The 21,548-nt window shown below is 38.4% G+C and carries 20 protein-coding genes; 12 read left to right on the top strand and 8 right to left on the bottom strand.

Annotated features, from left to right (window positions below; translation table 11 throughout):
• The first annotated feature begins 107 nt into the window (after positions 1–107).
• The gene (locus tag QYB95_RS11195; RefSeq protein WP_301138414.1) at positions 108–473 is read left to right on the top strand and encodes a carboxymuconolactone decarboxylase family protein; all 366 of its coding nucleotides are present in this window, start codon (positions 108–110) and stop codon (positions 471–473) included.
• 130 nt (positions 474–603) lie between these two features.
• Here the strand turns inward: QYB95_RS11195 and uvsE are convergent, their stop codons facing one another.
• Both uvsE and QYB95_RS11185 read right to left on the bottom strand, forming a co-directional pair.
• Positions 604–1,557, bottom strand: a complete 954-nt coding sequence (uvsE, locus tag QYB95_RS11190; RefSeq protein ID WP_301138413.1) for a UV DNA damage repair endonuclease UvsE — start codon at positions 1,555–1,557, stop codon at positions 604–606.
• A gap of 146 nt (positions 1,558–1,703) precedes the next feature.
• Positions 1,704–2,147: a GNAT family N-acetyltransferase gene (locus QYB95_RS11185; protein ID WP_301138412.1), complete on the bottom strand. Its 444-nt coding sequence runs from the start codon at positions 2,145–2,147 to the stop codon at positions 1,704–1,706.
• A 468-nt stretch (positions 2,148–2,615) separates the two neighbouring features.
• Between QYB95_RS11185 and QYB95_RS11180 the strand changes: the two genes are divergently transcribed.
• The 3 genes from QYB95_RS11180 (at position 2,616) to QYB95_RS11170 (ending at position 5,093) form a co-directional block, all read left to right on the top strand.
• Positions 2,616–3,788, top strand: coding sequence for a ParM/StbA family protein (locus tag QYB95_RS11180; RefSeq protein ID WP_301138411.1), 1,173 nt, complete (start codon positions 2,616–2,618; stop codon positions 3,786–3,788).
• Positions 3,789–3,800: 12 nt separating this feature from the next.
• A complete protein-coding gene (locus tag QYB95_RS11175) occupies positions 3,801–4,424 on the top strand; it encodes a hypothetical protein (RefSeq protein WP_301138410.1) in 624 nt (207 codons plus the stop codon).
• A gap of 186 nt (positions 4,425–4,610) precedes the next feature.
• Positions 4,611–5,093: an LURP-one-related/scramblase family protein gene (locus tag QYB95_RS11170; protein WP_301138409.1), complete on the top strand. Its 483-nt coding sequence runs from the start codon at positions 4,611–4,613 to the stop codon at positions 5,091–5,093.
• A 177-nt stretch (positions 5,094–5,270) separates the two neighbouring features.
• On the opposite strand, the gene QYB95_RS11165 is transcribed toward QYB95_RS11170, so the two are convergent.
• On the bottom strand, positions 5,271–6,707 hold the full coding sequence (locus tag QYB95_RS11165; protein WP_425609197.1) for an anion permease: 1,437 nt from the start codon (positions 6,705–6,707) through the stop codon (positions 5,271–5,273).
• Positions 6,708–7,115: 408 nt separating this feature from the next.
• Between QYB95_RS11165 and QYB95_RS11160 the strand changes: the two genes are divergently transcribed.
• The 3 genes from QYB95_RS11160 (at position 7,116) to QYB95_RS11150 (ending at position 9,925) form a co-directional block, all read left to right on the top strand.
• Entirely contained in the window at positions 7,116–7,730 is a 615-nt protein-coding gene (locus QYB95_RS11160) for an NUDIX hydrolase (protein ID WP_301138407.1), read from the top strand.
• 152 nt (positions 7,731–7,882) lie between these two features.
• Complete coding sequence (locus QYB95_RS11155; protein WP_301138406.1) at positions 7,883–8,161, top strand: DUF2564 family protein; 279 nt, start codon at positions 7,883–7,885, stop codon at positions 8,159–8,161.
• A gap of 162 nt (positions 8,162–8,323) precedes the next feature.
• Complete coding sequence (locus QYB95_RS11150) at positions 8,324–9,925, top strand: gamma-glutamyltransferase family protein (protein WP_301138405.1); 1,602 nt, start codon at positions 8,324–8,326, stop codon at positions 9,923–9,925.
• 177 nt (positions 9,926–10,102) lie between these two features.
• On the opposite strand, the gene QYB95_RS11145 is transcribed toward QYB95_RS11150, so the two are convergent.
• The 3 genes from QYB95_RS11145 to QYB95_RS11135 all read right to left on the bottom strand — a co-directional run bounded on the left by QYB95_RS11145 (position 10,103) and on the right by QYB95_RS11135 (position 15,471).
• Positions 10,103–11,932, bottom strand: coding sequence for a hypothetical protein (locus QYB95_RS11145; protein ID WP_301138404.1), 1,830 nt, complete (start codon positions 11,930–11,932; stop codon positions 10,103–10,105).
• 260 nt (positions 11,933–12,192) lie between these two features.
• Positions 12,193–14,235 carry a hypothetical protein gene (locus QYB95_RS11140; RefSeq protein ID WP_301138403.1) on the bottom strand — a complete coding sequence of 681 codons (2,043 nt, stop codon included), beginning with the start codon at positions 14,233–14,235 and terminating at the stop codon, positions 12,193–12,195.
• A gap of 15 nt (positions 14,236–14,250) precedes the next feature.
• Positions 14,251–15,471, bottom strand: a complete 1,221-nt coding sequence (locus QYB95_RS11135; protein WP_301138402.1) for an ATP-grasp domain-containing protein — start codon at positions 15,469–15,471, stop codon at positions 14,251–14,253.
• A gap of 256 nt (positions 15,472–15,727) precedes the next feature.
• Here QYB95_RS11135 and QYB95_RS11130 point away from each other — a divergent pair, with 256 nt between their 5' ends.
• Complete coding sequence (locus QYB95_RS11130; RefSeq protein WP_301138401.1) at positions 15,728–16,336, top strand: GNAT family N-acetyltransferase; 609 nt, start codon at positions 15,728–15,730, stop codon at positions 16,334–16,336.
• Positions 16,337–16,392: 56 nt separating this feature from the next.
• Here the strand turns inward: QYB95_RS11130 and QYB95_RS11125 are convergent, their stop codons facing one another.
• Positions 16,393–16,932: an ECF transporter S component gene (locus QYB95_RS11125; RefSeq protein ID WP_301138400.1), complete on the bottom strand. Its 540-nt coding sequence runs from the start codon at positions 16,930–16,932 to the stop codon at positions 16,393–16,395.
• Between the two features lie 322 nt (positions 16,933–17,254).
• Here QYB95_RS11125 and QYB95_RS11120 point away from each other — a divergent pair, with 322 nt between their 5' ends.
• The 4 genes from QYB95_RS11120 (at position 17,255) to QYB95_RS11105 (ending at position 21,175) form a co-directional block, all read left to right on the top strand.
• The gene (locus tag QYB95_RS11120; protein WP_301138399.1) at positions 17,255–17,479 is read left to right on the top strand and encodes a DUF1540 domain-containing protein; all 225 of its coding nucleotides are present in this window, start codon (positions 17,255–17,257) and stop codon (positions 17,477–17,479) included.
• 250 nt (positions 17,480–17,729) lie between these two features.
• Entirely contained in the window at positions 17,730–19,757 is a 2,028-nt protein-coding gene (locus tag QYB95_RS11115; protein WP_301138398.1) for a putative bifunctional diguanylate cyclase/phosphodiesterase, read from the top strand.
• Positions 19,758–19,871: 114 nt separating this feature from the next.
• Complete coding sequence (locus QYB95_RS11110; protein WP_301138397.1) at positions 19,872–20,234, top strand: VOC family protein; 363 nt, start codon at positions 19,872–19,874, stop codon at positions 20,232–20,234.
• Positions 20,235–20,380: 146 nt separating this feature from the next.
• Positions 20,381–21,175, top strand: a complete 795-nt coding sequence (locus QYB95_RS11105; RefSeq protein ID WP_301138396.1) for a nucleotidyltransferase domain-containing protein — start codon at positions 20,381–20,383, stop codon at positions 21,173–21,175.
• On the opposite strand, the gene QYB95_RS11100 is transcribed toward QYB95_RS11105, so the two are convergent.
• A complete protein-coding gene (locus tag QYB95_RS11100; protein WP_301138395.1) occupies positions 21,161–21,481 on the bottom strand; it encodes a DUF5658 family protein in 321 nt (106 codons plus the stop codon). The two genes, QYB95_RS11105 and QYB95_RS11100, sit on opposite strands and share 15 nt — an antisense overlap.
• Positions 21,482–21,548 lie beyond the last annotated feature (67 nt).

Raw genomic sequence — 21,548 nt, 5'->3', positions numbered from 1 at the left:
AGTTATGATTGCTGAATTATGGAAAGTGTAAAACAGCAATAAATAAATGGTTACTAATTGGTTCATAATAAATTGGCTGTCATAAATAAGAAGGAGTGATTGGGATTATGGAACTAAATGCTGGTAATTCAACTGAAAATGCACTGATTAAATATAAAAAAGGGCTTGGTGTTTTTAACGAAAAAATGCCCGAATTTGTAAGCCAATTTAACGCGTTTACAGAGGAATGCTTTAAAGATGGTGCACTAGATCAAAAACAAAAACATTTGATTGCATTGGGAATCAGTATTCATGCCCAAGATGAGTATTGCATCATCTACCATACAAAGGGATGTCTTGACCATGGATGTTCAGAGCAGGAAATACTTGAAGCGATAGGTGTTTCTGCGGCATTAGGCGGCGGTGCTTCCGTTAGTCAGGGAGTTACGCTTGTTCTGGATTGCATGAATGAGATGAATCACATGAAACAGTAAAGTATTCATACTAAGGCATAGCAAGCCATCTTTAGGTGAAATCGAAAAGGTTTCATCTATTTTTGTGCAAGGAAGGCAGAAGAACCAGCTCCGACAATTTCCCTGTAGCTCAAAAGGGTGTTTGTAACATTTACCATTCTACTGATGAACTCGAAATACGTTTGACTCCCCGGATAGCAGAGATATCTTCTACAAGTTTCTGCATTGCAAGGTTCTTCTGTTTTGCTTCAATCATTATGTCAAAGTCTTGATTTAGCTCCTTTGCCATCTTTAGGAAGGGAAGGGCAAAGTCTAAAGAAACAAAATCTGCATGTGAACGATACGCTTGTTCGGATTTTGGCGAAGAAATGTGAACTTTCGGTATAACATTAGTTGAATTCCACGTGTTGAAAATGCGCTGCAAGTAAAGATGAAGATCATCCTCTTCTTTGTTCGCCATATGATGGTGGTAATCGAGTACCATTGGAATGTTTTCCTTTTCACACGTCACAAGTGTTTCGGGAACATCATATGTTTTATCATCATTTTCAAGTGTCATATGCCGTTTAATTTCCTCTGGCAACTGCTTAAGGTTTTGATGAAATCGAATTAGTGAATTGCTTTTGTCCCCATATGCACCACCTATATGGATATTGATTAAACCCGTATGGAGAGCATTCATGGCTTTGAGCATGCTGTAGTGATATTCCATATCTTTTACAGCATTCATTGTTACTTCTTCTTTTTGGCTTGTGAAAAGTGTAAATTGATTTGGGTGAAAGCTTACTCTCATCTTAAATTGTTGGATGATTTCCCCAAGCTCTTTCCATTCGTTTTTAAAAGGGGTATAAAAATCCCACATCACTTCCGGGTGGGTCGCTAATGGAACAATAGAGCTCGATAACCGGTATAATTCGATTTCATGCGCGATATTGTAGTACAAAATTCTTTTCGTATGGTGCAGGTTTTGTGCTGTGATCGACTTCAATTTTTCCATTCGCTCATCCTTTGGAAGCATCGAATACCTGGAAAAAGTTAAAGTTTTTGATGGACTTGCATCCCATAATCCCAGTGCATTTGCTACATATCCAAACCGTATTTTCATCTACTATTCTCCTTAATCAATAATTAGGATAATAATTTATTTTTCCCCTTTATCGTTAAGAGTATGCAGATTAAGTGAATTCTTTAAAAATATGAATCAATTAAAAAAGAGCCTCGAGGAAATCCTCTTAGCTCTTATGCATCGTATTAAAAAGTGAAACGGGATACCTGTTCGTCAGAGATGATTAATCCCTCCACTTCCTGGAAACCAGCCTTTTCGTAGATTCGCTTTGCATGTTCATTTGTTGGTTCATAGGAAAGTGTGATGGTTTGATGGCGGTCCTCTTTAATTCTTCTAATATCATCAATAATGAGACTCACGGCCTCCACCCCATAACCCTTCCCTTGATGGTTTTGATCAATCATCATTCGATAAATCCAGTATTCATGATCATCATCGTCGATCCCATACAGAGCAAAGCCAACCATCTCCACCCCATGGTAAATTCCTTTTGCATGAAAGTTATCTAGGAAATTGAGCTGGGCTAGTGATACAGCGTTTGTCGCTACAAACTTTAGCTGATCTTCACGAACACGCAGGGAGATGGCCTTTATCCAATTGTCTTTTGTGATGGTTTGTAAATGTAGCATACTTTTTTCCTTTCTTAATACGTGAATAATTCTTAATCTATTATCCTTCTAGAAGAGTTCTAGAAATCGAATAAAAATCCCTTTAAGAGAATTCCGAATAAATTGTCCCTGATAAGGTGTCTTTCTTTTTTAAAGAAATAGAAATAAGGGGACATTCAAGTGGAAGAAATTAACTTGTTTACACAAATGTTTACAAGTATACGAAGAGTAAACGAACAGTAAACAATTACGTATACATGTAAACGAAAGTGTGTACATGTTGATGCTATTGGGTGTATACGGATTTGTTACTAAAGATTACGGAAATGTCTACAAATAGCCACAGTTTACGAGGTGTTTACAGTTGTATTTCTTTTCGGCAAACCGCATTGAAGTAGCAAATAAACTTCTATAACCTTTATATAGGTATAAGGGATTCACAAAATTATCCTTTAACAATCTAACAATAAAATGAAAAGGGATGATTACATGATTAGCTCTCGAACTGCAGCTGTAGATGTTGGTAATGACTCCATAAAGGCAATTTTTGGTGAGATGGAATATGAATTAAATATTCCTAATATTGTTGCAAGGGATACAGAAGATCGCCCGGTAATTGGAATAGAAGAACTAGATACGAAAAACCCGCTGGAAGGAATTCATATCAAGGTGCACTCCCCGGCTTTGAAAGAAAATAATGCGATCTATCGAGTAGGGAATTTGGCTACAAAGAGCAGCAATGCAACTGAATTGGATCCAGGCAGCGCCAAATCCGAGGAAGATCAAACATTGATTATGCTTTTTGCTACTTTAGCGTTAGATGCGGTTAACGAAAAAAATACAAGTTATTTCCCGCGAACAAAAAATGTAATCGATGCAAATTACACACTTGGCACGGGACTTCCTTTACGCGAAGTGAAGGAAGGGAAGGATGCTGGCTACCGCTCAAAATTGGTAGGCTCCGTCCATCAGGTTGAATTCCTGGTAACACCGAAATACCAAGGGTTAAAAGTGAATATTAAATTTAATGAAGTGAAAATTTATCCAGAAGGCTTTGCGGCTTATATTAATCTGGTAATGGATAATCAACTAAAAATCATCAATAAGGATTTAATTGACAAACGGATTATTATTCAGGATATTGGTGGCTTATCGACGGATATCGCTGTCATTAAGAATCGAAATGTGGATGATGATAAGGCTCAAGGATTTAACCTGGGCGTGTCGGAATCATTGGAAGCGATAAGAGAAGAAATTAGATCGAGACATGGCATTGAACTAGACAGCCGTCGTGATGTGGTTGAAATCATCACAAGAAAAAATGATCGAAATCACATTATGGTAAAGGGAAGTCGGACAAGTGTCCATGATATTACGGATCGCATCTTACTGGAACTCGCTAAAAAGCAGTATCGCCTATTGCGAAATGTATGGCAGAAAAATTCGCAAACAGAAATCTGCTATTTTGTTGGTGGAGGAGCCAACGTTTTAAAAGAATACATCAAAACATTAAACAATAACTTGGATGGCTATAATATTGATTTCTTTGAGGATGAGAAAGAGAGCATCTGGATGATGGCCAATGCTTATTATAAGCTCATTAGCGATTTTATCCGAAAATCGGAAAAGCCTAAGCAGTCTCCGGAACCTGTGAAGAATTAATAGGGTGATGTTATGAAAAGCTCGAGGGAGAATGAGATCAAGAGAGGGCAAGCCATTTCATTTCGTATTCCTTCTGATACTCCTGACCATCTTTTAAGGCATTTACAAAAACTAAAGGAAACAGAGAAGAGAAATTTTTCGAGTAAAATGGCTGAGTTTGTGCTTCAAGGAGTCGGCCAATCTGTTTCAAAGAATCGGGAAACCATTACCATCCCTCTTCCTCATCAACTAAGTAAATCACAGCGAGATTGGTTAAAGCATGAGCACTCGGAGGCGCTGCTAGGGACAATACTTTATCAACTGTTAGTGGATCCGGTTCGTGCCACAGCCTTGCTTGCATCCTTAAATAGCAGCTCTTTGGATATAGATGAAGCCTTGTATTTACAAGAAGACATCTCGAATGCTGAATCTGTGCCTAGGGAAGAAGATGTTTCTCAAGTATATGACTATGTCCCTTCTTTTGAAGAGGCAGCGACTGGCGATAATTTAGATCGCTTGGATGATTTAGATGCATTTGATTGGGAAAAGGCAACACAAAACCAAAGTGTCGATTCAAAAGAGCAGCAGTCTCAAGAAGAGGAAGAAGTGGATTTAGACAGTCTGCTAGGGGATTTTCTTAATAAAATGAATAAGTAGTTCGATTATTAGAGTCCGCATTGTTAGAAACAACAATGCGGATTTTCGTTGTGTAAATCTTAAAATCATGGAGTTTTATAAATAGACCGATAATAACAGAACTTTCTTGTTAGTAAATTCGTATACAGTACTAAATAGAAATAATTGGTGAGGGTATATGGATAAGATGATCAAAGGAGGCGCACTATGAAACAGCTTTATATAAAACAAAAGGTCTTTAGTCTAAGTGGGAAGTTTACTGTCAAAGATCAGCAGGAAAATGATGTTTATTATGTGGAAGGCAGTTTTATGCAAATCCCAAAGACTTTCTCCATTATGAATACAACAAGGGATGAAGTAGCACTGATTACGAAAAAGGTTTTTAGCTTCTTGCCGATATTTCTTGTAGAGGTAAATGGCAAGGAAGCAATCACGATTAAAAAAGAGTTAGCTTTTTTTAAACCACGCTATACGATTGATGCAGTAGGTATTGAGGTACAGGGGAACTGGTGGGACATGGATTTTCAGATAATACAGCACGGGTTAGTTGTCGGTACTGTGAGCAAGAAGTGGTTCACATGGGGGGATAGCTACGAGGTTCAGATATTGGATGAGGCGATGGAGGCCATCATTATTGCACTAGTTGTTGCTATTGATTGTGTAAAGGCTGACCAAGCTGCTGCTTCTTGAACAGCGGGTATCTAATGTGAATTAGCCATTCATGAATCCTCCCTGAATAGGCCATTCTTCTTTGCAAGCTGTGTTTTCACCGCTGTAAAAAAAGCCCTCGTCTCTATACTCTGAGACGAGAGCTTAAATTTCTGTGGAGGCCCAAGGGGAAAATTCCCTCCCCGCAGTCAATGCTTTTTACCAGAGGCCTAGGACTTTCCACCAAACTCCACCAATAACGAGCCAAACAACTATGTGAATGATGGAAATCACAAGTCCAAGTCCCCACCATTTCTCTTGGGTAACATAGCCTGTCCCGAAGAAAACAGGCGCAGGTCCACTACCGTAGTTTGTTAAACAGCCAAATAAGTTGCTGAAAAAGGCAAGTATTAGGGCTGATACCAATGGTGGTGCACCAGCTGCCACCATCACCGACAGAAATGCAGCATACATGGCACTCACATGTGCGGTATTACTTGCAAAGAAGTAATGGGAATAAAAATAAACAATCGCAAGTACAATAAGCGCAAGCATCCATGACGTTTCGCCAATCATGCCTTGTACCATTTCACTGAACCAAGGAATCATGCCAGTACTGTTTAGGAACATGGCCATCATAACCAAAACGGAGAACCATACTAAAGTATCCCATGCCCCTTCTTCTCTCTTAATATCAGACCAAGTCAACACCTGTGTTAGCAGTAACAACACTAAACCGATAAATGCAGTAACAGTCGTATCAAGATTAATGCGTGATCCGAAAATCCACAACACAACCAAGAGAATGAAAATACCGATCATGTACCATTCTTCTCTTTTTATAGGACCCATTTCCTCGAGTTTTTTCGTTGCTTCCGCTGCGGCGGAAGGTGTTTCTTTAATCTCGGGTGGATAAAGCTTATATATAACTAATGGTATAACGATTAAGCTGATCAGTCCCGGTACGATTGCTGCGACCATCCAGCCTACCCAGGAAATTGTGGCACCTGCAACTTCCTCAGCCATTTTTGCGGCTAGAGGATTGGCTGCCATTGCCGTTAAGAACATAGCGGATGTAATCATATTCGCTTGGAAAGAAGTTGTCGTTAAAAATGCCCCAATCTTCCTTTCCGTCCCATCGCCAGTCCGTGAGCCATAAGTTTCGGATAAAGACCGGATAATGGGCAATAAAATTCCTCCGGCACGCGCTGTATTCGATGGCATAGCAGGGGAAAGGATTAAATCACTGGCAATCAATGAATAGGATAATCCTAAAGTTTTTTTCCCGAACAATCGGACAAAAAGGTAGGCTACCCGTGTACCAAGCCCGGTTTTAATAAAACCTCTGGAAATGAAGAAAGCAATAACAATTAGCCAGATTGTCGAGTTTTGAAATCCACTTAATGCTTCCTCAAGTGTTAAGGTTTTTGTCACGGTAATGACAGTTAGAGCTAAAATAGCCACGCTCCCCATAGGAATAGGCTTTATAATAAGTCCAATAATCGTTGCAACAAAGATGGCGAATAAATGCCATGCTTGAATTTGTAAATCGCCTGGAGGGGGAATAAACCAAATAACTGCTCCTATTAGAACAACGACCAATAAAGGAATGATTTTTACTTCTCTTTTTTGATTCAATTTCTTGAACCTCCTCACTTAACACGCAAAATAGGTGGCGTGTATGTATCGCCACCTTATTAAACACTCTCTTCGTTATCAAAAACAAAGCATGTAAAAATAAGGTGCCCGATTGTTTTTGCGGTTATTCATTTGTTAGTACCCATTATTTCAACTTTTATTTCATTGTGCGAGGGATTTGATTGGATAAAATGGATGTTAAGTACATGAAGCAGAAATCACTGGACGAAATAGAGAACGTTCCATCAAAACTAAAGCACATGTGATAATTGGAGTTTTTTTGGGGAAATGGCATACCATAAATGATGGATTTCAAACGGATTTACACTAAAATAAATCGGATGAGTAAAAATAATCGAAAATCTTCTTACAATAAAACAGTCGTGTTACGATAAAAGGATAAAGAGAAAAGTTGGGGGAAACATTATGGGTGTAGACAAATTAAGGGAGCAACTAAATCAAAATCAGCCTCTTTTTATAGGAGAGGATACGGCTTTTCGTTCAGCGGTGTTGATTCCATTAGTTTGGGTGGAAGAACAGTGGCATGTGCTTTTTGAAGTACGCTCACTCAAGATGAGAAAACAGCCTGGGGATATAAGTTTTCCTGGGGGGAAAATCGATCCGACTGATGCGTCCCCGCTTGAAGCTGCAATCAGGGAAACACATGAAGAGTTGGGAATTGATTCAAAAGATATTGAAGTGATTGCAAGTCTAAGTCCTTTTGTCACTTCCTCTACATTTGTTGTTTATCCATTTGTTGCTGTTCTTCATTCCTATCCAATACATTCCTTCAATAAGGATGAAGTGGAAAGTATATTTACAATTCCGCTTAAATGGCTTGAAAATTATAGTCCTTATTGCCATCTGGTCTCGGTGGAACCTAAGCCATCAACAGATTTTCCATACCACAAAATTATGAATGGTGCAGAGTATCAGTGGAGATCCCGCTCTATTGAAGAATGGTTTTTTGATTACGGGGATTATACAATTTGGGGACTGACAGCCCGAATTTTAAAGTACTTCATCGAACGATTGAAATGATATGTAATTAAAATTGGAAAGTTTCCAAAAAAAATTACGCCTTAATATATATTTTTCATGTCTTTAGCCTGTGCATATTTTCTGGTCATATTCCAATACTAAATCTAGATAATCGTTGTGTTATCGAATCCTAATGAAGGGAAGATGCAAAATTGGCTAAACACTCAGATACAAGCTGGAAACAAGATCATCCAAGTACGTTATTTAGTAACTCTGTTCAAAGAGCAGATCGAGCAGTAAAACAAGCGATGTCCCATCCACAGGAAATAGCGGTTGAGCATGCTTTCAATTCAATAGAACATGCGGAAAACGCACTGTTAAATGCAGTGGAGCATAACGAGCATCTGGATACTGTAGAACAAAATAGAGAGCTCCTGGAGCAAGCAAAGCAACAATTGAATGAAGTCAAAAAAATTGTAGAAGAACAGTAATATAAATTAGTACCCCCCGTATGATGAAAGAAATCTATGGGGGGTTATTTTTGTTTGATTTTTCTGATATTATTTTCAATATATAAAAATAGTAACTAGTACGCCTGTGTGCGTTCTATTAGAAATAAAAAATATAGATAGAAATAGAAGGAGTGAATCTAGGTGGATTATTTAAATCATCCATTTCCATCGAAACGCCAAACAGTTTTTGCAAAAAAGGGAATGGTTGCAACCTCTCAACCACTGGCAGCTCAAGCTGGTCTAGGAATACTGCAAAAAGGCGGCAATGCCATTGATGCTGCTATTGCTACTGCCGCAGCACTTACTGTCTTGGAACCTACTTCGAACGGCATAGGCGGCGATGCCTTTGCACTTGTTTGGGTAAAAGGAGAACTCCACGGACTTAATGCTTCAGGTCCCTCTCCAGAATTATTAACTGCCGAGGCTGTCAAAGCACTAGGTTATGACAAGATGCCCAAAATGGGACTTGAACCAATAACAGTTCCTGGAGCCCCTGCAGCTTGGGCGGAACTCTCTAGAAAGTTTGGCAGATTATCGCTGGAAGAGGTATTGCAACCTGCTATTTCGTACGCAGAAGAAGGTTACCCATTATCCCCGATTCTCGGAAAGTATTGGGAAAAAGCCTACAATGCTTATAAAAGACTTGAAGGAAAGGAATTCGAGCATTGGTTCGAGACATTTGCACCGAGTGGTCGAGCACCGCAAATTGGTGAAATATGGAGCTCAAAAGGTCATGCAGACACATTAAGAACAATTGCAAAAACAAATGCCCGTGATTTTTATGAAGGTGAATTAGCTCAAAGTATAGAAGATTTCATGGTCGAGCATGGAGGTTTCTTAAGAAAAAGTGATTTAGCTTCGTATAAACCGGAATGGGTAAAACCAATTTCGACGAATTATCGTGGCTACGATGTATGGGAAATTCCACCGAATGGTCAAGGGATGGTTGCCCTAATGGCTCTAAATATTATCGAGCAGCAGGACATACCAAAATGGCAAACTGCTGATACATACCACCAGCAAATCGAGGCCATGAAATTAGCGTTTACCGATGGACAGGCATTTATTACGGAAATGGGTGAAATGCCAATCAGTGTTGAACATTTACTGTCAAAGGAATACGCTTCACAACGTGCAAAAGAGATTGGCGAAAAGGCCATTGAACCGATTCCTTATGAGCTGCCGAAGGGTGGAACAGTCTATTTAGCAACTGCAGATGATGAAGGGAACATGGTCTCTTATATCCAAAGCAATTATATGGGGTTTGGTTCGGGAATTGTCATTCCGGGTACCGGCATCAGTATGCAAAACCGGGGGGCAGATTTTTCATTGGATGAAAGCCACCCCAACTTTTTAAAACCTGGTAAACGAACTTACCATACAATTATTCCAGGATTTTTGACGAGGGATGGAGAAGCAGTCGGTCCATTTGGAGTAATGGGCGGCTATATGCAGCCTCAGGGGCATTTCCAGGTAGTCACAAATACAATCGATTATCTACTGAACCCTCAAGCTGCATTGGATGTTCCAAGGTGGCAATGGGTTGGTGGAAGGAAAATCCATGTTGAACCGGAATTTCCAAATTACCTGGTTCAAGCACTCCAAAGAAAAGGGCATGAAATTGAAGTTCTGCCTGATGGTGGTAGCTTTGGACGTGGGCAGATTATATGGAGAAACCCACAGACAGGTGTGCTTGCAGGAGGTACAGAATCAAGAACAGATGGCATGGTGGCAGCTTGGTAGCCTAGGCCAAAAAGTGGAGGGAAGTGAAATTTATTTCATTTCCTTCTTTTTTAAACAAAGAAATACCTCGTTTAGATGAATTAAGGAAGGATTAATCCATCTAAACAAGGTATTTAAAATATGAAGTGGGATCTATACCCCTTTTTCTAACCGAATAAATCCCACTCTCTCCTAAAGTTAAAGCTGTACAGGATAATGAAATGCGTATAAAAACGTAATGAACTCCTCAAAAGGAAGGGATGACTCGCCTTCGGATTCGCCATTTCCTGTGACGCTCGTTTGAATCGCTTTCCCCCAGATTTGAAGACTGTCGTTATTAGGATTATAAAAGTAAACGCGCAGGATACCTGATGGATCTACAGCAATTCTTTGAATGAGAATTGCATGAGCCCCTAGCACCTGACCAGAACGATTATAAATGGTAATCCCGGCAGGTTGAGGAAGACCTTCATTGACGTTGGGATTGTATACTGGATGATAGTAGCGACGGAAATTCATCTGGAATTCCAAATCTGTATAAATATCTGCAAATCCATCCCATATGCCTGTCATATGAAAGGCGGGATTAATCCATTTATGTGCATCTTGCCCACGGCCATCAGCCAATTTCAACAGTTCAAAATAGATTGCATCTAAATGCGGCACCAACAATAAAGAGATTGCATCAATATTTGTTGTATCTTCAAGTGGAACAGGAGAAATTGTGCTAGTGGAAATCTCTATACCTTCAAAAGTAAAGCTGATCGTACCCGACCTTAAAAAACTATTTAACATCTTCAAGAGCAGTACTGGCTCCTTTTGTGCCCAATAACTAATCGCTCTAGTCGATTGGCATGTCGGATTGAAACCTTGGCCAATTCCTAAAGGTGTTCCTAAAATATTGACCAACTCGGATATTAACAGAGCATGTAGTGCTTCTTTCCCTGCTAATTGATGAACGGAAGAAAGTCTGTTTTCAATATTTTCAGGAATAGGAGCTTGCATAAGATTTTCTAATTCCTTAATAAGCTCAGGTGTAAAAATATCTCTTTGTAAAAGTCGAAGTAAGCCGTAAATACTTCTTCTCGTTTTAATGGTAATGCTAGAAGTAATCAGTGAAGTAACTAGAGTGAAGTTCGACTGTAAATTTACCGCGGCCATCTCATCACCAGCAAGCATTTCTTTTAACAAGTGTGGCTTTTCATTATTGAGATAGTGCAGAAAAATAACATGATAAGGGGAGACTAGCCCAGTTTGTACCATTGTAGTACGGAATTGTTCTGCTTCTTTTGCTAAACTCGCATCATCACAGGTCTTTAATTTCTGTTCATAGCTTTCCAGTGGACCTGTCGCTAGCTCTGATGGCGAGTAGACAGCCCTCTCATAGTCTTTTAACTTGGAACTTGCTTCATCTAGTCCTCCGGCCAACTTTTGAGCACTGGCAATGAGTTTCATAATTTTATTCGTGACAATAGGCCTTTGGACAGCAAGATTATCAATTTCTTGATAGAGGTTTTCAAAAACGCGAGATGAAAAACAATGTTCAGAAATAAAATATAAAAGTTTTGATGCCTGTTCATCTTTATAAAGCTGTTTTACTCGGTTTTCCTCTGTTTCCTTCATAATCAGCAAATCAATATTCAAGGCCAGGACCTTTGTTAAAAACTCGGCTGCTTCATAAGAAGTCATATGGGGATGGACATAATCCCCCTTTGCAATAGAGAGAATCCTTAAATCACTTAAGGATTCCGCCGCAGTTGTGATGTCCCCTGTTTGAAGTGTCCCTCTAACTAAAGTGGCATCAAGCTTACGAACGTCTTCCCAAGGTTTCCCTATGAATAGACCGGCCTGATCAAAAAGTGGAGCATAATGATAAATTTTGTCTAAACCGTTTGGCTCTTTAAGAAGCGCCATGGCTTCCGTCAAAACCGTTTCTTGGTAGAGTTTTTTACTAAATAGGGGTGCTTGTAACAATTGTTGAAAGGCTTTTTGAAACGCATTCTCGGATGAGAAAAGGTAAAGTCCCATATCTTCATTCTCCTTTCAGCGTATTTCCTATAAATTACAGTTTACATAAATGGAGGTTTTTAAACATTTATGGTGAAAAAAGTGTGGATTTGTATTAATATTAGAATATTGAAAATTTTGATAAATGTACCATGAAATTAGAATTATTACAATAGACGATGTGCTCAAAAGGAAAAGACCACGAAAAATGATTTTCGGGTCTTTTCAATATGCCATATTTCAATTTTTTTACTTAAAGGGGGGTATATTAATTATAAGATTTATTCCCAGACGTAGTTTTTGCCCCAACTATTCTTGGCAAGTGCCTCAATTTTATCCACCAAACTATCCTCTACCATATAAGTATCACCTTGTTCATAAGGATTATAATGGTAGGCGTACATTCTGGAAACAAATTCATGGAATGGCAGGGAGGATTCACCCTCTAATTCACCAAATCCTGATACACTTGCTTTGATGTTTTGCCCCCAATTTTGGGTACTATCATTATTGGGATTATAGAAGTAAACTCGGAAATCCCCGTTTTGGTCATTCTCGATTCTTTGAATCGACACAGCGTGCAGGCCAAGGAGTTCTCCGTGAATATTAGTAAGGAAAATACCTACCGGGTTCGGGTAAATCAGCTTTGAGCCTTCATTATACTCCGGATGGTGTGTAGCATAAAACAGTTTTACAAATGCTGAATAATTTGTAACATTCAATGTAAGCTGATCGATGATATTAATGAAACCACTTGGGATCCACTCACCATAAAATTCGCGGTTCACCCACTTATGGCCATCCTCACCACGAAGAAGTGTTCGTTTGATCATCTCGTTATAAATTCTATCAAGATGCGGAACTAGCAGGATGGAAACGACATCCAAGTCCTGTTGAATCTCATTAACAGTCCCTTCAATCAGTAGGCTCGAATGAATCGGCTCACCTTCAAATGTCATTTCAATATTATGATCACGTGCGGCATTCTTAATATAATTCAACAAATGGACAGGCTCAAATTGCGCCCAAAGCGAAATTGCCCGCGCTGATTGGCAAATAGGGCTCTGCCCTTGACCTACTCCAAGGGGCTGCCCAAGAACACTTATCGCCCCAGCAATAAGAATTCCATTTATACTAATCCCACTTTGTTCATTTGCAAAGGTAGAAAGCGCTTTTCTTACTTCAGCATGAATTGGAAGTTCAAATAATTGTTGAATTGAAGGTACTAGAGCATCAATCTTCAATACACCCCGATTCAACATTCTTGATAGACCGTAAATCGATTGTCTTGTTTCGGGATAAATCGCAATTTGAATAATATCATGAATCGTTTTTTTATTTTCAACAAAGCTTGCACCGCCTGTGTCTGACAGGGAAAGGGCAGTTGGAAGGACATCGGGATTTCTACGGTTCAAAAAGCGAAGCAGCACCGCATGGAAAGGTGAAACAAGTCCCGTCTCATTCATGAATTGAGCGAATACTTTCGACTCTGCAATAAGTTCTTCATCGGTTGCTTGCTCTAGTTTTAGCCTATATTCCCTTTGGTTAGATGTTTCCTTGCTTAATGGTGTAGGAGCTTCCACAGCTTGTGTATACTTTTCCAGCGCCTCTAACGTCTGCTTATCAAGTTCGCTAGTTGCTAATTGTTGAGATAAATGAATCATTTCCAGAATTCTGCGAGTGATAATAGGGCGTTGCACGGCTAGACGATCAATTTCGATAATCATCTGGTCGGCTACCTCTTTAAATGATAGTTCCTGACCTAGATAAGTAAATAAATTGTGTGCGCGAATCAGATGCTCTTCTGGTGGAACTGCTTCGTCGCTTGTTTCTTGAGGGGATAAGAGGTCAAGATTAAGTGCGACTACCTCATTTAAAAAAGCGCAAGCTTGTTCTTTGCTAATGCTGTCATGCGGATAAGTTCCCTTTGCTATAGCAAGCATACGCATCTCGCTTAGTAATTCAAGAATCGAATAAATACCTCTTAATCTTAAAGAATTGCCTACGAATGGGGGCTGTAATTTAGTTGGATCTTCCCAATCACCTGAAAGGAAGACTCCTGCTTGGTCAAATTGATGGGCATATTTATCAAGAACAACCATTCCTCCATCAGTGCATGCTAATTCATTTGCTAATTGGAAAACGTCGGTTTGATAAAGACTCTTGGCAAAAGGCTTGGCAAGGTTCAGAGTGTTTAGTGCCTCTGCAAATTTACTTTCGAGAACATCGATTGGCTTCGTTGCTTTTCTTGTCCTGGACGTACCTGTTGTTCTTCGCTTCGCCTTGGTATTTGTCGTTTTTTCCGTTGTTACAGTAGGACTCATCCTCTAATACACTCCTTATAAGTAGAAATTATGTTGTTCAAATTCTTCTAAAAGCTTTCTCATTTCATGAGCATCAGTACCGAAAAAGTTGATGGAACCATAGTGGTTACCAAAACCTACGCGTTCCGCTACTTTGGATGAAGCAGGAATAAACATATTGTGTTTCACAAAATAAGGATGGTCTTTTAGCTCCTTTGGGATATTAAGCCTTGATATCGCTTTTACTTTTGGGTAGACCATTAAATTACCGGAATGTCCTTTAGCCGACACGACTTCTTCTGGGAAAAATGCGTTTAACTCTTCTTCTGTCGTATCCGGATCACAGCAAAGAATTTGGCCCTGGTATGCGCTAAAACCATAAGCTCTCTCGATGTGTTCAAAAATATGACCACCCGGAATACGATTCGCTACTTCCCCGAAATAGATTTCACCACTAGACGTTATGAAAAACTCGGGATGGATAATGCCATGGGTTACCTCAAAAGCACCAACAAGTTTTTCAATCTCTTCTCGAATTTGAGGTCGCCACTTTTCCAGTGCAGGAGAGGCCGGAACAAAGTTGGAATGACCAAGCTTTACGTATTCTGTTATATTTAGGAATTTTACTTTGCCATTATGGATAAAGGCTTCACATGAAAATTCTTGTCCCTCCAGGTGACTTTCCATTAATAGCGGGAATTCCTCATCATCAATTTCTTCGATATCTTTTTCTTCCCGAATCATTCGATGGCCAACAGTACCAGCTTTATCAAAAGGTTTTACATGAATTGGCTCAAGCTGGTCGTCTTCGAGTTTTACTAATGCTTGATTGATCCTTTTGAAAAATCGGGCGATGTCTTCTTTATTGTAGGCTTCTTCAAATACCCCTACTCGAAGGCCTGCCAAGTGTGCACGTCGCTTCATCAATCCTTTATCCCGCAATAAGAGGGATTTGTTAAATAGCTTAGGATTTTCAAAGAGTAAAGAATTCATCATGCCTGCCCATTCCACAGTTTCCTCGTAAATGGGAACCGCCAGTTTGACATTCATTTCTTTTAGTTTCTCGTATAATTCAAATGATTGTTCAATTGGGACATTGAACTGCCATGGTACAAATAAGATTTCGTTTTTGTCAGCAAAGGATTGAAATTCAGGTGGTCCCACGACAACATATGGGCGTCCCATTTTATCGATTGCTTCTATTGCTTGTAGACTCCATCCAAGTAGTGCAGTTGTTTGGTTGTGATTTGCATTCATTCTCCAAAAATCTCCCGTCTCTTGAAAATATTTTTTAACTTGCTAAAGCAAAAGAATCTTTGCGAACTTTATTTTACTAAAAATAATAGGAATTGAAATCGTTTCGACAAAATATTCTAAATGTTTCAAAAACATTAACAATTTTTACATTATATCCTATGTATTTGTCGATGACCCTAATGATAAAATGTGAATGGCTAAAATTTCAGGCTTCTGGGAGTAGAGAAAAAAATCGATGCTAAGGGAGAAATTTAAATTGCTAATTCAGAGAAGAGAAGGTCTGGTTGGAGAGTTATTCGGGGGCAAAGATTGGTACGAACGATTAAAAGAATATTTTCCAGAAAGAGAAATGAAATCAAAGCAACATTTTGAATGTCTTCTGAAAGAAAAATATGAAAAGTATCAAATCATGGAAGCGGATGATTACGTAGTTGTTTATTTTGAACAACTGGATTATATATTTATAGATTATATTTTAGTGTCAGGCAATGCCCGGGGGAAGGGAATTGGGGGCAAGGTTTTGGACCTGTTCAAGGAGAAGGGGAAGGCCATTATCCTTGAAGTGGAACCAGTTACCATCCAGGACCCTGACTCGGAAAAAAGGATTCGTTTTTATGAGCGGAATGATTTTTCGAAAATGGAGAACATCGGCTATGAAAGAATTCACAATGTTTCAAAGGAACTAAATAAAATGGATATTTATTGCTGGTCTAAAATGGAGCCAACAGAAGAGTGGGTATTGCAGAAAATGAGTGAGATCTACACTAATGTCCATGCATATAAAACGCTGGAATTATATGGAGTGATTCCTCAATCAACAGCCGAGGTACTTTGGTTAAGAAAGAGTTTGCAAGAAGTAAATTAAAACAAAGATAGAAAGAAAGGAGAGAGCCGTCTTATAAGCTCTCTCCGTTTCATTGCTTATTTAAATAAAGGGGTTTTCTTCAAGACAATACATACAGGAATGGCTACGATCATTCCTACAGCAATCTGGATAAGGTTTCCTGGAATTGAAGCCAAGGGTACAATCCAGTTTCCGAAAATAATTGATTCATAAAGATAATAGACCACTAACATCACAGGAATTGAAACGACCATTCCCAGTATGTTTAACCCTACGCTATTGCCATTTTTGCCTTTTGACCAAGCAATTTTCCCTACGATATACCCCTGTAAACCACGTGCGATAAATGTACCGGGTGCCCAGATTGTCCATCCTGACATTAAATCAAATAATGCCATCCCTAAACTTCCGGCTATCGCTCCCTTTTTAGGTCCAAACAAAATAGAGGCGATAAAGAGCATACCGGTACCAAGGTGAACCAAACCACCGTTTCCGCCAATCGGCAGCTTGATATTTAAAAAGACCGTAGCAACAAATACGAGCGCGATAAGTAATGCGGATACTATTAAATCAAAGGTTTGAGTGCGAGGTCTTGAATAACTTTGTGTTTTTTGCATGAAAATACCTTCCTAACTATATAAGAATTTAAAAATAACAATAGCAAAGGACTGGTATTTAAGAAAGTATCACTTTTTATAAAATGTTAGTGGTCAGTTCTTTGGAGAAATTTTTTGCGGTTTAGACGGCTGATAAATCTCTTCAGGTCGTATTTGTGCGCTTTGGCTAACTTAACGCTGAATTTCTTAGGGTTAATTATTAAACTTCAATTCCATTTAAATAAAAATCTCTAATATGGACAGAATAAAAGCCGAAGAGTGCTATTGAGGACCTTTTTTCCCTACTAGCACTTTTTCATGACAATCCATGAGGAGGATAGCTATGCCAAATGTAGAAGTAAACTGTGCTGTATCGAACTGTGTCTTCCATAAAAAAGGAAATCTTTGTGGAGCGGATAAAATCCAGATAGATATGGATTACCACTCTAAAAACAAAAATACAGAGTTTGCTTCGGATTTTGATTTCGAGAAAGTTTCGGAAGAAGCAAACAATTCTCGAGATACATGCTGTAAAACGTTCGAACCTAAAGACGAACGTGATGAATAAATAACTTAACTATTCAATTAAGTTATTTATTCAATGCTAAGACATGAGGGCAGGGCTGTTTGAACCATACGATTGTTACCCCATAGGGACTAAAGAGAACTCTTTAGTCCCTATCTTTTTGCTCTTTTTTGTGGGAAATACTTCATTTACAGAAAATTATTACTTTTATTGGCAAGTAACTTAATGTATAAAAATTCCTTGGATTCAGCTATAATTTAAGAACAAATTAAAGAAAATCAGAGGTTCAATCATGTTTTCTATACCTGATTCCCAGAGCATTTCCATCTTGCATGGTGAGTACTCCGTTCTATTGGTAGTCTTATCCGTTTTTATTGCATGTTGTGCATCTTACACCGCATTATTTATGAACCAAAGAATACAAGAAAATGGCTTTTTTCCAAAAGCGTTTTGGCTATTACTCTCTTCAGTAGCTATGGGGCTTGGTATATGGTCGATGCACTTCATAGGCATGAGTGCTTTTATGCTTCCTTTACCAATGGAAAATGATCCTTTGTTGACGATCGTCTCCATCCTGCCTGCCATTATTGCCTCTTATATAGCATTCGATTTTGCTAATAAGTCGCAACAATCTGCTCTTCCGTATTCTTTTATAGGAATTGTTATGGGCATAGGGATTGCTTCAATGCACTATTTAGGAATGGCAGCCATGAAATCCGAAGCGAAATATTTTTATAAACCGGGTCTATTTATCTTATCTGTTGTCATTGCGATTGTTGTGTCCATGGTTGCGATGTATGTGTTTGCAACATTGCAAAAATACATGGGCAATCAGTTAATCAGAATTATTACATCGATACTATTAGGTCTTGCAATCTCCAGCATGCATTATACAGGAATGGCAGCAATGGTTTTCTATGTAGAAGGACCTTTAAAGGCTCTTGGCCATAATCATATTTACCATATGGATCTATCGTTTGTTGTATTGGTTGCTGTGGGTATTTTATTTATTATTGTAGGATTGACGGGTCTACTGGAGCGTTTTGTAGATTACCGTTTGAAATATTACGACGCCCTAACGTTATTACCGAACCAGCGGCAATTTGAAAAGGATACAAATAATTTAAAAACAACTGGAAGTCTTTCGATTCTTCAAATACAAGATCTTGAAAAATGGATCAACCAATATGGATATGTATTCGGTGATAAGGTGATTAAAGCCGTGGGGGAAGTCATTGAAAAGAACAAAATGCATTCATATAAAATTTACCGAATAGAAGGAAATCGATTTGCTATTTATGCTTTTAATGACCAGCGTACCGAGAAATTAATGGATTTAATGGAAACCATCTCTTCCGATTTGAAACAGCCGATCCAAATTGATGATTATGAAGTTGTAGTAGATATAGTTTGTGCAATCTCTTCTTCAAAGAATAAAGAGAATGTCTTGGAGCTATTATCAAATAATCTGGCTGTTCTTCATGATCCTGCAAGTAATAATGAACAAAATGTAATTGAATACGATCCTAAAATTCATACATATAACATGGATAGGCAGATTGTTGAGGATATTGAAAAAGCCATGGTCAGCAACGAGCTATTTTTGGTATACCAACCAAAAGTGCAATCCCATACAAGAAAAGTGTCCGGATTAGAGGCATTAATACGTTGGAAGCACCCGGAAAACGGAATGATTTCGCCTGGTGTGTTTATTCCGATCGTGGAAGCGGCGGGTAATAAAATATTCGACCTAACCGACTGGATTATTGAACATGTGTGTCAACAAATTTCCCAGTGGCTTCAAGAGGAAATTGAATTTGAACAGGTTTCCATAAATATTCCTGGTTCCTATATTACTTCATCCAGGTTGTACGAAGTGGTTACCAAAAACCTTGAAAACTATAAAGTCGATAGTAAATATATAGAATTGGAAATCACAGAAACAAGTGTCGTTCATGATATTAGGCATGCAATTACCGCCATTAACAAGTTTAGAGAAATTGGTTTGTCCGTTGCCTTGGACGACTTTGGCACAGGATTATCGTCACTGTCGTATTTAAAGAGAATGCCAATCTCAACGATTAAAATTGACAAATCCTTCGTAGATGGGATTTCCAATTCGGAAAAAGATTCTGCGGTTTTAAAGTCAATTATTACTTTATCGAACTCATTAAATTTGAAAATTGTTATTGAGGGTGTCGAAACGGAGGAACAATATAACTTTATCTATTCAATGGAGGAAGCACCTCTTATACAAGGCTATTATTTCTCACGTCCATTAACATCACAGGAATTTGTAAGTTGGACAAACGAACGATAAGAAAGTAAGTTATGAAATCTTAAAACAGCTTCTTAAAGTGGATATTCTTTTTTGATTGAAAATTAAATTTATCCTAAAATGATAATAAGAATGAATTAAAGGAGACACTATTTTATGATTACTAATATCGGCACAGTAGCAGTTTATGTAGTAGATCAGCAAAAAGCGAAAGCATTTTGGACTGAAAAAGTTGGATTTGAAGTGATAGCGGAGCACGTAATGGGACCAAACGCCTCTTGGCTTGAAGTTGCCCCTGCAAACGAAAAAAGTCGGCTTGTACTTTATCCCAAGACGATGATGCAAGGATCGGAAAATCATAAAGCCTCTATCGTATTTGATTGTGATAATGTATTGGAAACTTACAAAAAACTGAAGGCTAATGGAGTAAACTTTAAAGGTGAACCCCAACAAATGCAGTGGGGGACATTTGTTCAGTTTAGCGATGAAGATGGAAATGAATTTTTGCTAAAAAGCTAATTCAAACAAGCATCCGGTGTAGACACAGTCGAATATCGACTTTGCCTACACTTTTTTTAGGTTTAGCAAGAAGGCTTCTTAGTAGTCGGGATAAAATAAAAAATATTCCCTATAATAAAAATAAACTAAGTAAGTGGGATAAAAGAATGGAAGAAATCATTGTAGAAAAACTTAAGGAAATTGAAAAACAAAATCATGTCAAAATACTGTTTGCGGTTGAATCAGGGAGTCGAGCATGGGGGTTTGAATCAGCCGGCAGTGATTATGATGTTCGGTTTATTTATATTCATTCACCGGAGTGGTATCTTTCCATTGACCCTCAAGGTCTAGGTTCAAAAAAAGATGTGATGGAGTATCCCTTTGGGGGAAACTTAGATATCAATGGCTGGGAAATAACAAAAGCTTTACGCCTTTTTAGAAAGAGCAATCCAACCATCTTGGAATGGCTAAGGAGCAAGCCGATTTATTTCCAAAATCCTCTATTTGCAAAAAGACTGCATGCACTTGAAATAGACAATTTTAATCCTGTACCCACCATCCATCATTATTTTAATCTAGCCATGGGTAACTACAAAAATTATTTCCAAGGAAAAGAAGTGAAAATAAAAATTTTCTTATATGTCCTAAAGTCGATTTTGGCATGTGTATGGGTTGAAAGGAACGGCAGCTTCCCACCAGTACACATTCAAGATTTGCTTCTGGTTTTGGATGATGAACAAATTAAGCGGGAAATGGAGCAATTAATAAAACAGAAACGTTCCGGTGAGAATATGGTTTGCATTCACGATTATCAGAATGCTCATGATTTTATAAATGCCAAGTTTTTATCTATTCGACAATCGCTGTTCATACAGAAAGCAGAATTACACAATAGTACAAGCCAACTCGATCAATTATTCAGGGATACATTATCTGTTGTCTGGTGTCTAAAGCAAGGATAGCCAGTAGAGATGCATACTGCAAATGCCGGCATAAAGGCAAAAAACGCCAACCAATGAAATTAAATAGAGCTTTTGGAAATGCACCTTGCTGTTCTTGTAAACGCTATACGATACAAAAAGAATAAGAAGTGACAGACCAGTTTTTAAAACTAAAAATAAAGCTGGGTTAAACGAAATGATGAAATCCATTACTGGATTCATTTCTTCGATAAATTCTTTCATTAACCCATAATTTGTTGCGATTCCATCAAACAAATTTAAAAAGGCAATGGAAATTCCAAATAATATAATATTCTTTTTATTCATGATATCACCCTTTGATGTTGGTAGGAAATTCTTCCACATTGTTAACGGATTTTCCCATTTTTATTCT

This window comes from Ureibacillus aquaedulcis (genome assembly GCF_030418165.1).
Lineage (GTDB): Bacteria > Bacillota > Bacilli > Bacillales_A > Planococcaceae > Ureibacillus > Ureibacillus aquaedulcis.
The sequence above is the reverse complement of the archived record's forward strand: the minus strand, read 5'-3'. Positions and strand labels throughout refer to the sequence as shown.

What these genes read in the sequence shown, in the direction of transcription:
- QYB95_RS11110 (WP_301138397.1), top strand. Translation starts at nt 19,872, where the DNA reads ATGATTACTAATATCGGCACAGTAGCAGTTTATGTAGTAGATCAGCAA.
- QYB95_RS11195 (WP_301138414.1), top strand. Translation starts at nt 108, where the DNA reads ATGGAACTAAATGCTGGTAATTCAACTGAAAATGCACTGATTAAATAT.
- QYB95_RS11160 (WP_301138407.1), top strand. Translation starts at nt 7,116, where the DNA reads ATGGGTGTAGACAAATTAAGGGAGCAACTAAATCAAAATCAGCCTCTT.
- QYB95_RS11180 (WP_301138411.1), top strand. Translation starts at nt 2,616, where the DNA reads ATGATTAGCTCTCGAACTGCAGCTGTAGATGTTGGTAATGACTCCATA.
- QYB95_RS11115 (WP_301138398.1), top strand. Translation starts at nt 17,730, where the DNA reads ATGTTTTCTATACCTGATTCCCAGAGCATTTCCATCTTGCATGGTGAG.
- QYB95_RS11135 (WP_301138402.1), bottom strand. Translation starts at nt 15,471, where the DNA reads ATGAATGCAAATCACAACCAAACAACTGCACTACTTGGATGGAGTCTA.
- QYB95_RS11175 (WP_301138410.1), top strand. Translation starts at nt 3,801, where the DNA reads ATGAAAAGCTCGAGGGAGAATGAGATCAAGAGAGGGCAAGCCATTTCA.
- QYB95_RS11100 (WP_301138395.1), bottom strand. Translation starts at nt 21,481, where the DNA reads ATGAATAAAAAGAATATTATATTATTTGGAATTTCCATTGCCTTTTTA.
- QYB95_RS11120 (WP_301138399.1), top strand. Translation starts at nt 17,255, where the DNA reads ATGCCAAATGTAGAAGTAAACTGTGCTGTATCGAACTGTGTCTTCCAT.
- uvsE (WP_301138413.1), bottom strand. Translation starts at nt 1,557, where the DNA reads ATGAAAATACGGTTTGGATATGTAGCAAATGCACTGGGATTATGGGAT.
- QYB95_RS11185 (WP_301138412.1), bottom strand. Translation starts at nt 2,147, where the DNA reads ATGCTACATTTACAAACCATCACAAAAGACAATTGGATAAAGGCCATC.
- QYB95_RS11125 (WP_301138400.1), bottom strand. Translation starts at nt 16,932, where the DNA reads ATGCAAAAAACACAAAGTTATTCAAGACCTCGCACTCAAACCTTTGAT.
- QYB95_RS11105 (WP_301138396.1), top strand. Translation starts at nt 20,381, where the DNA reads ATGGAAGAAATCATTGTAGAAAAACTTAAGGAAATTGAAAAACAAAAT.
- QYB95_RS11145 (WP_301138404.1), bottom strand. Translation starts at nt 11,932, where the DNA reads ATGGGACTTTACCTTTTCTCATCCGAGAATGCGTTTCAAAAAGCCTTT.
- QYB95_RS11140 (WP_301138403.1), bottom strand. Translation starts at nt 14,235, where the DNA reads ATGAGTCCTACTGTAACAACGGAAAAAACGACAAATACCAAGGCGAAG.
- QYB95_RS11170 (WP_301138409.1), top strand. Translation starts at nt 4,611, where the DNA reads ATGAAACAGCTTTATATAAAACAAAAGGTCTTTAGTCTAAGTGGGAAG.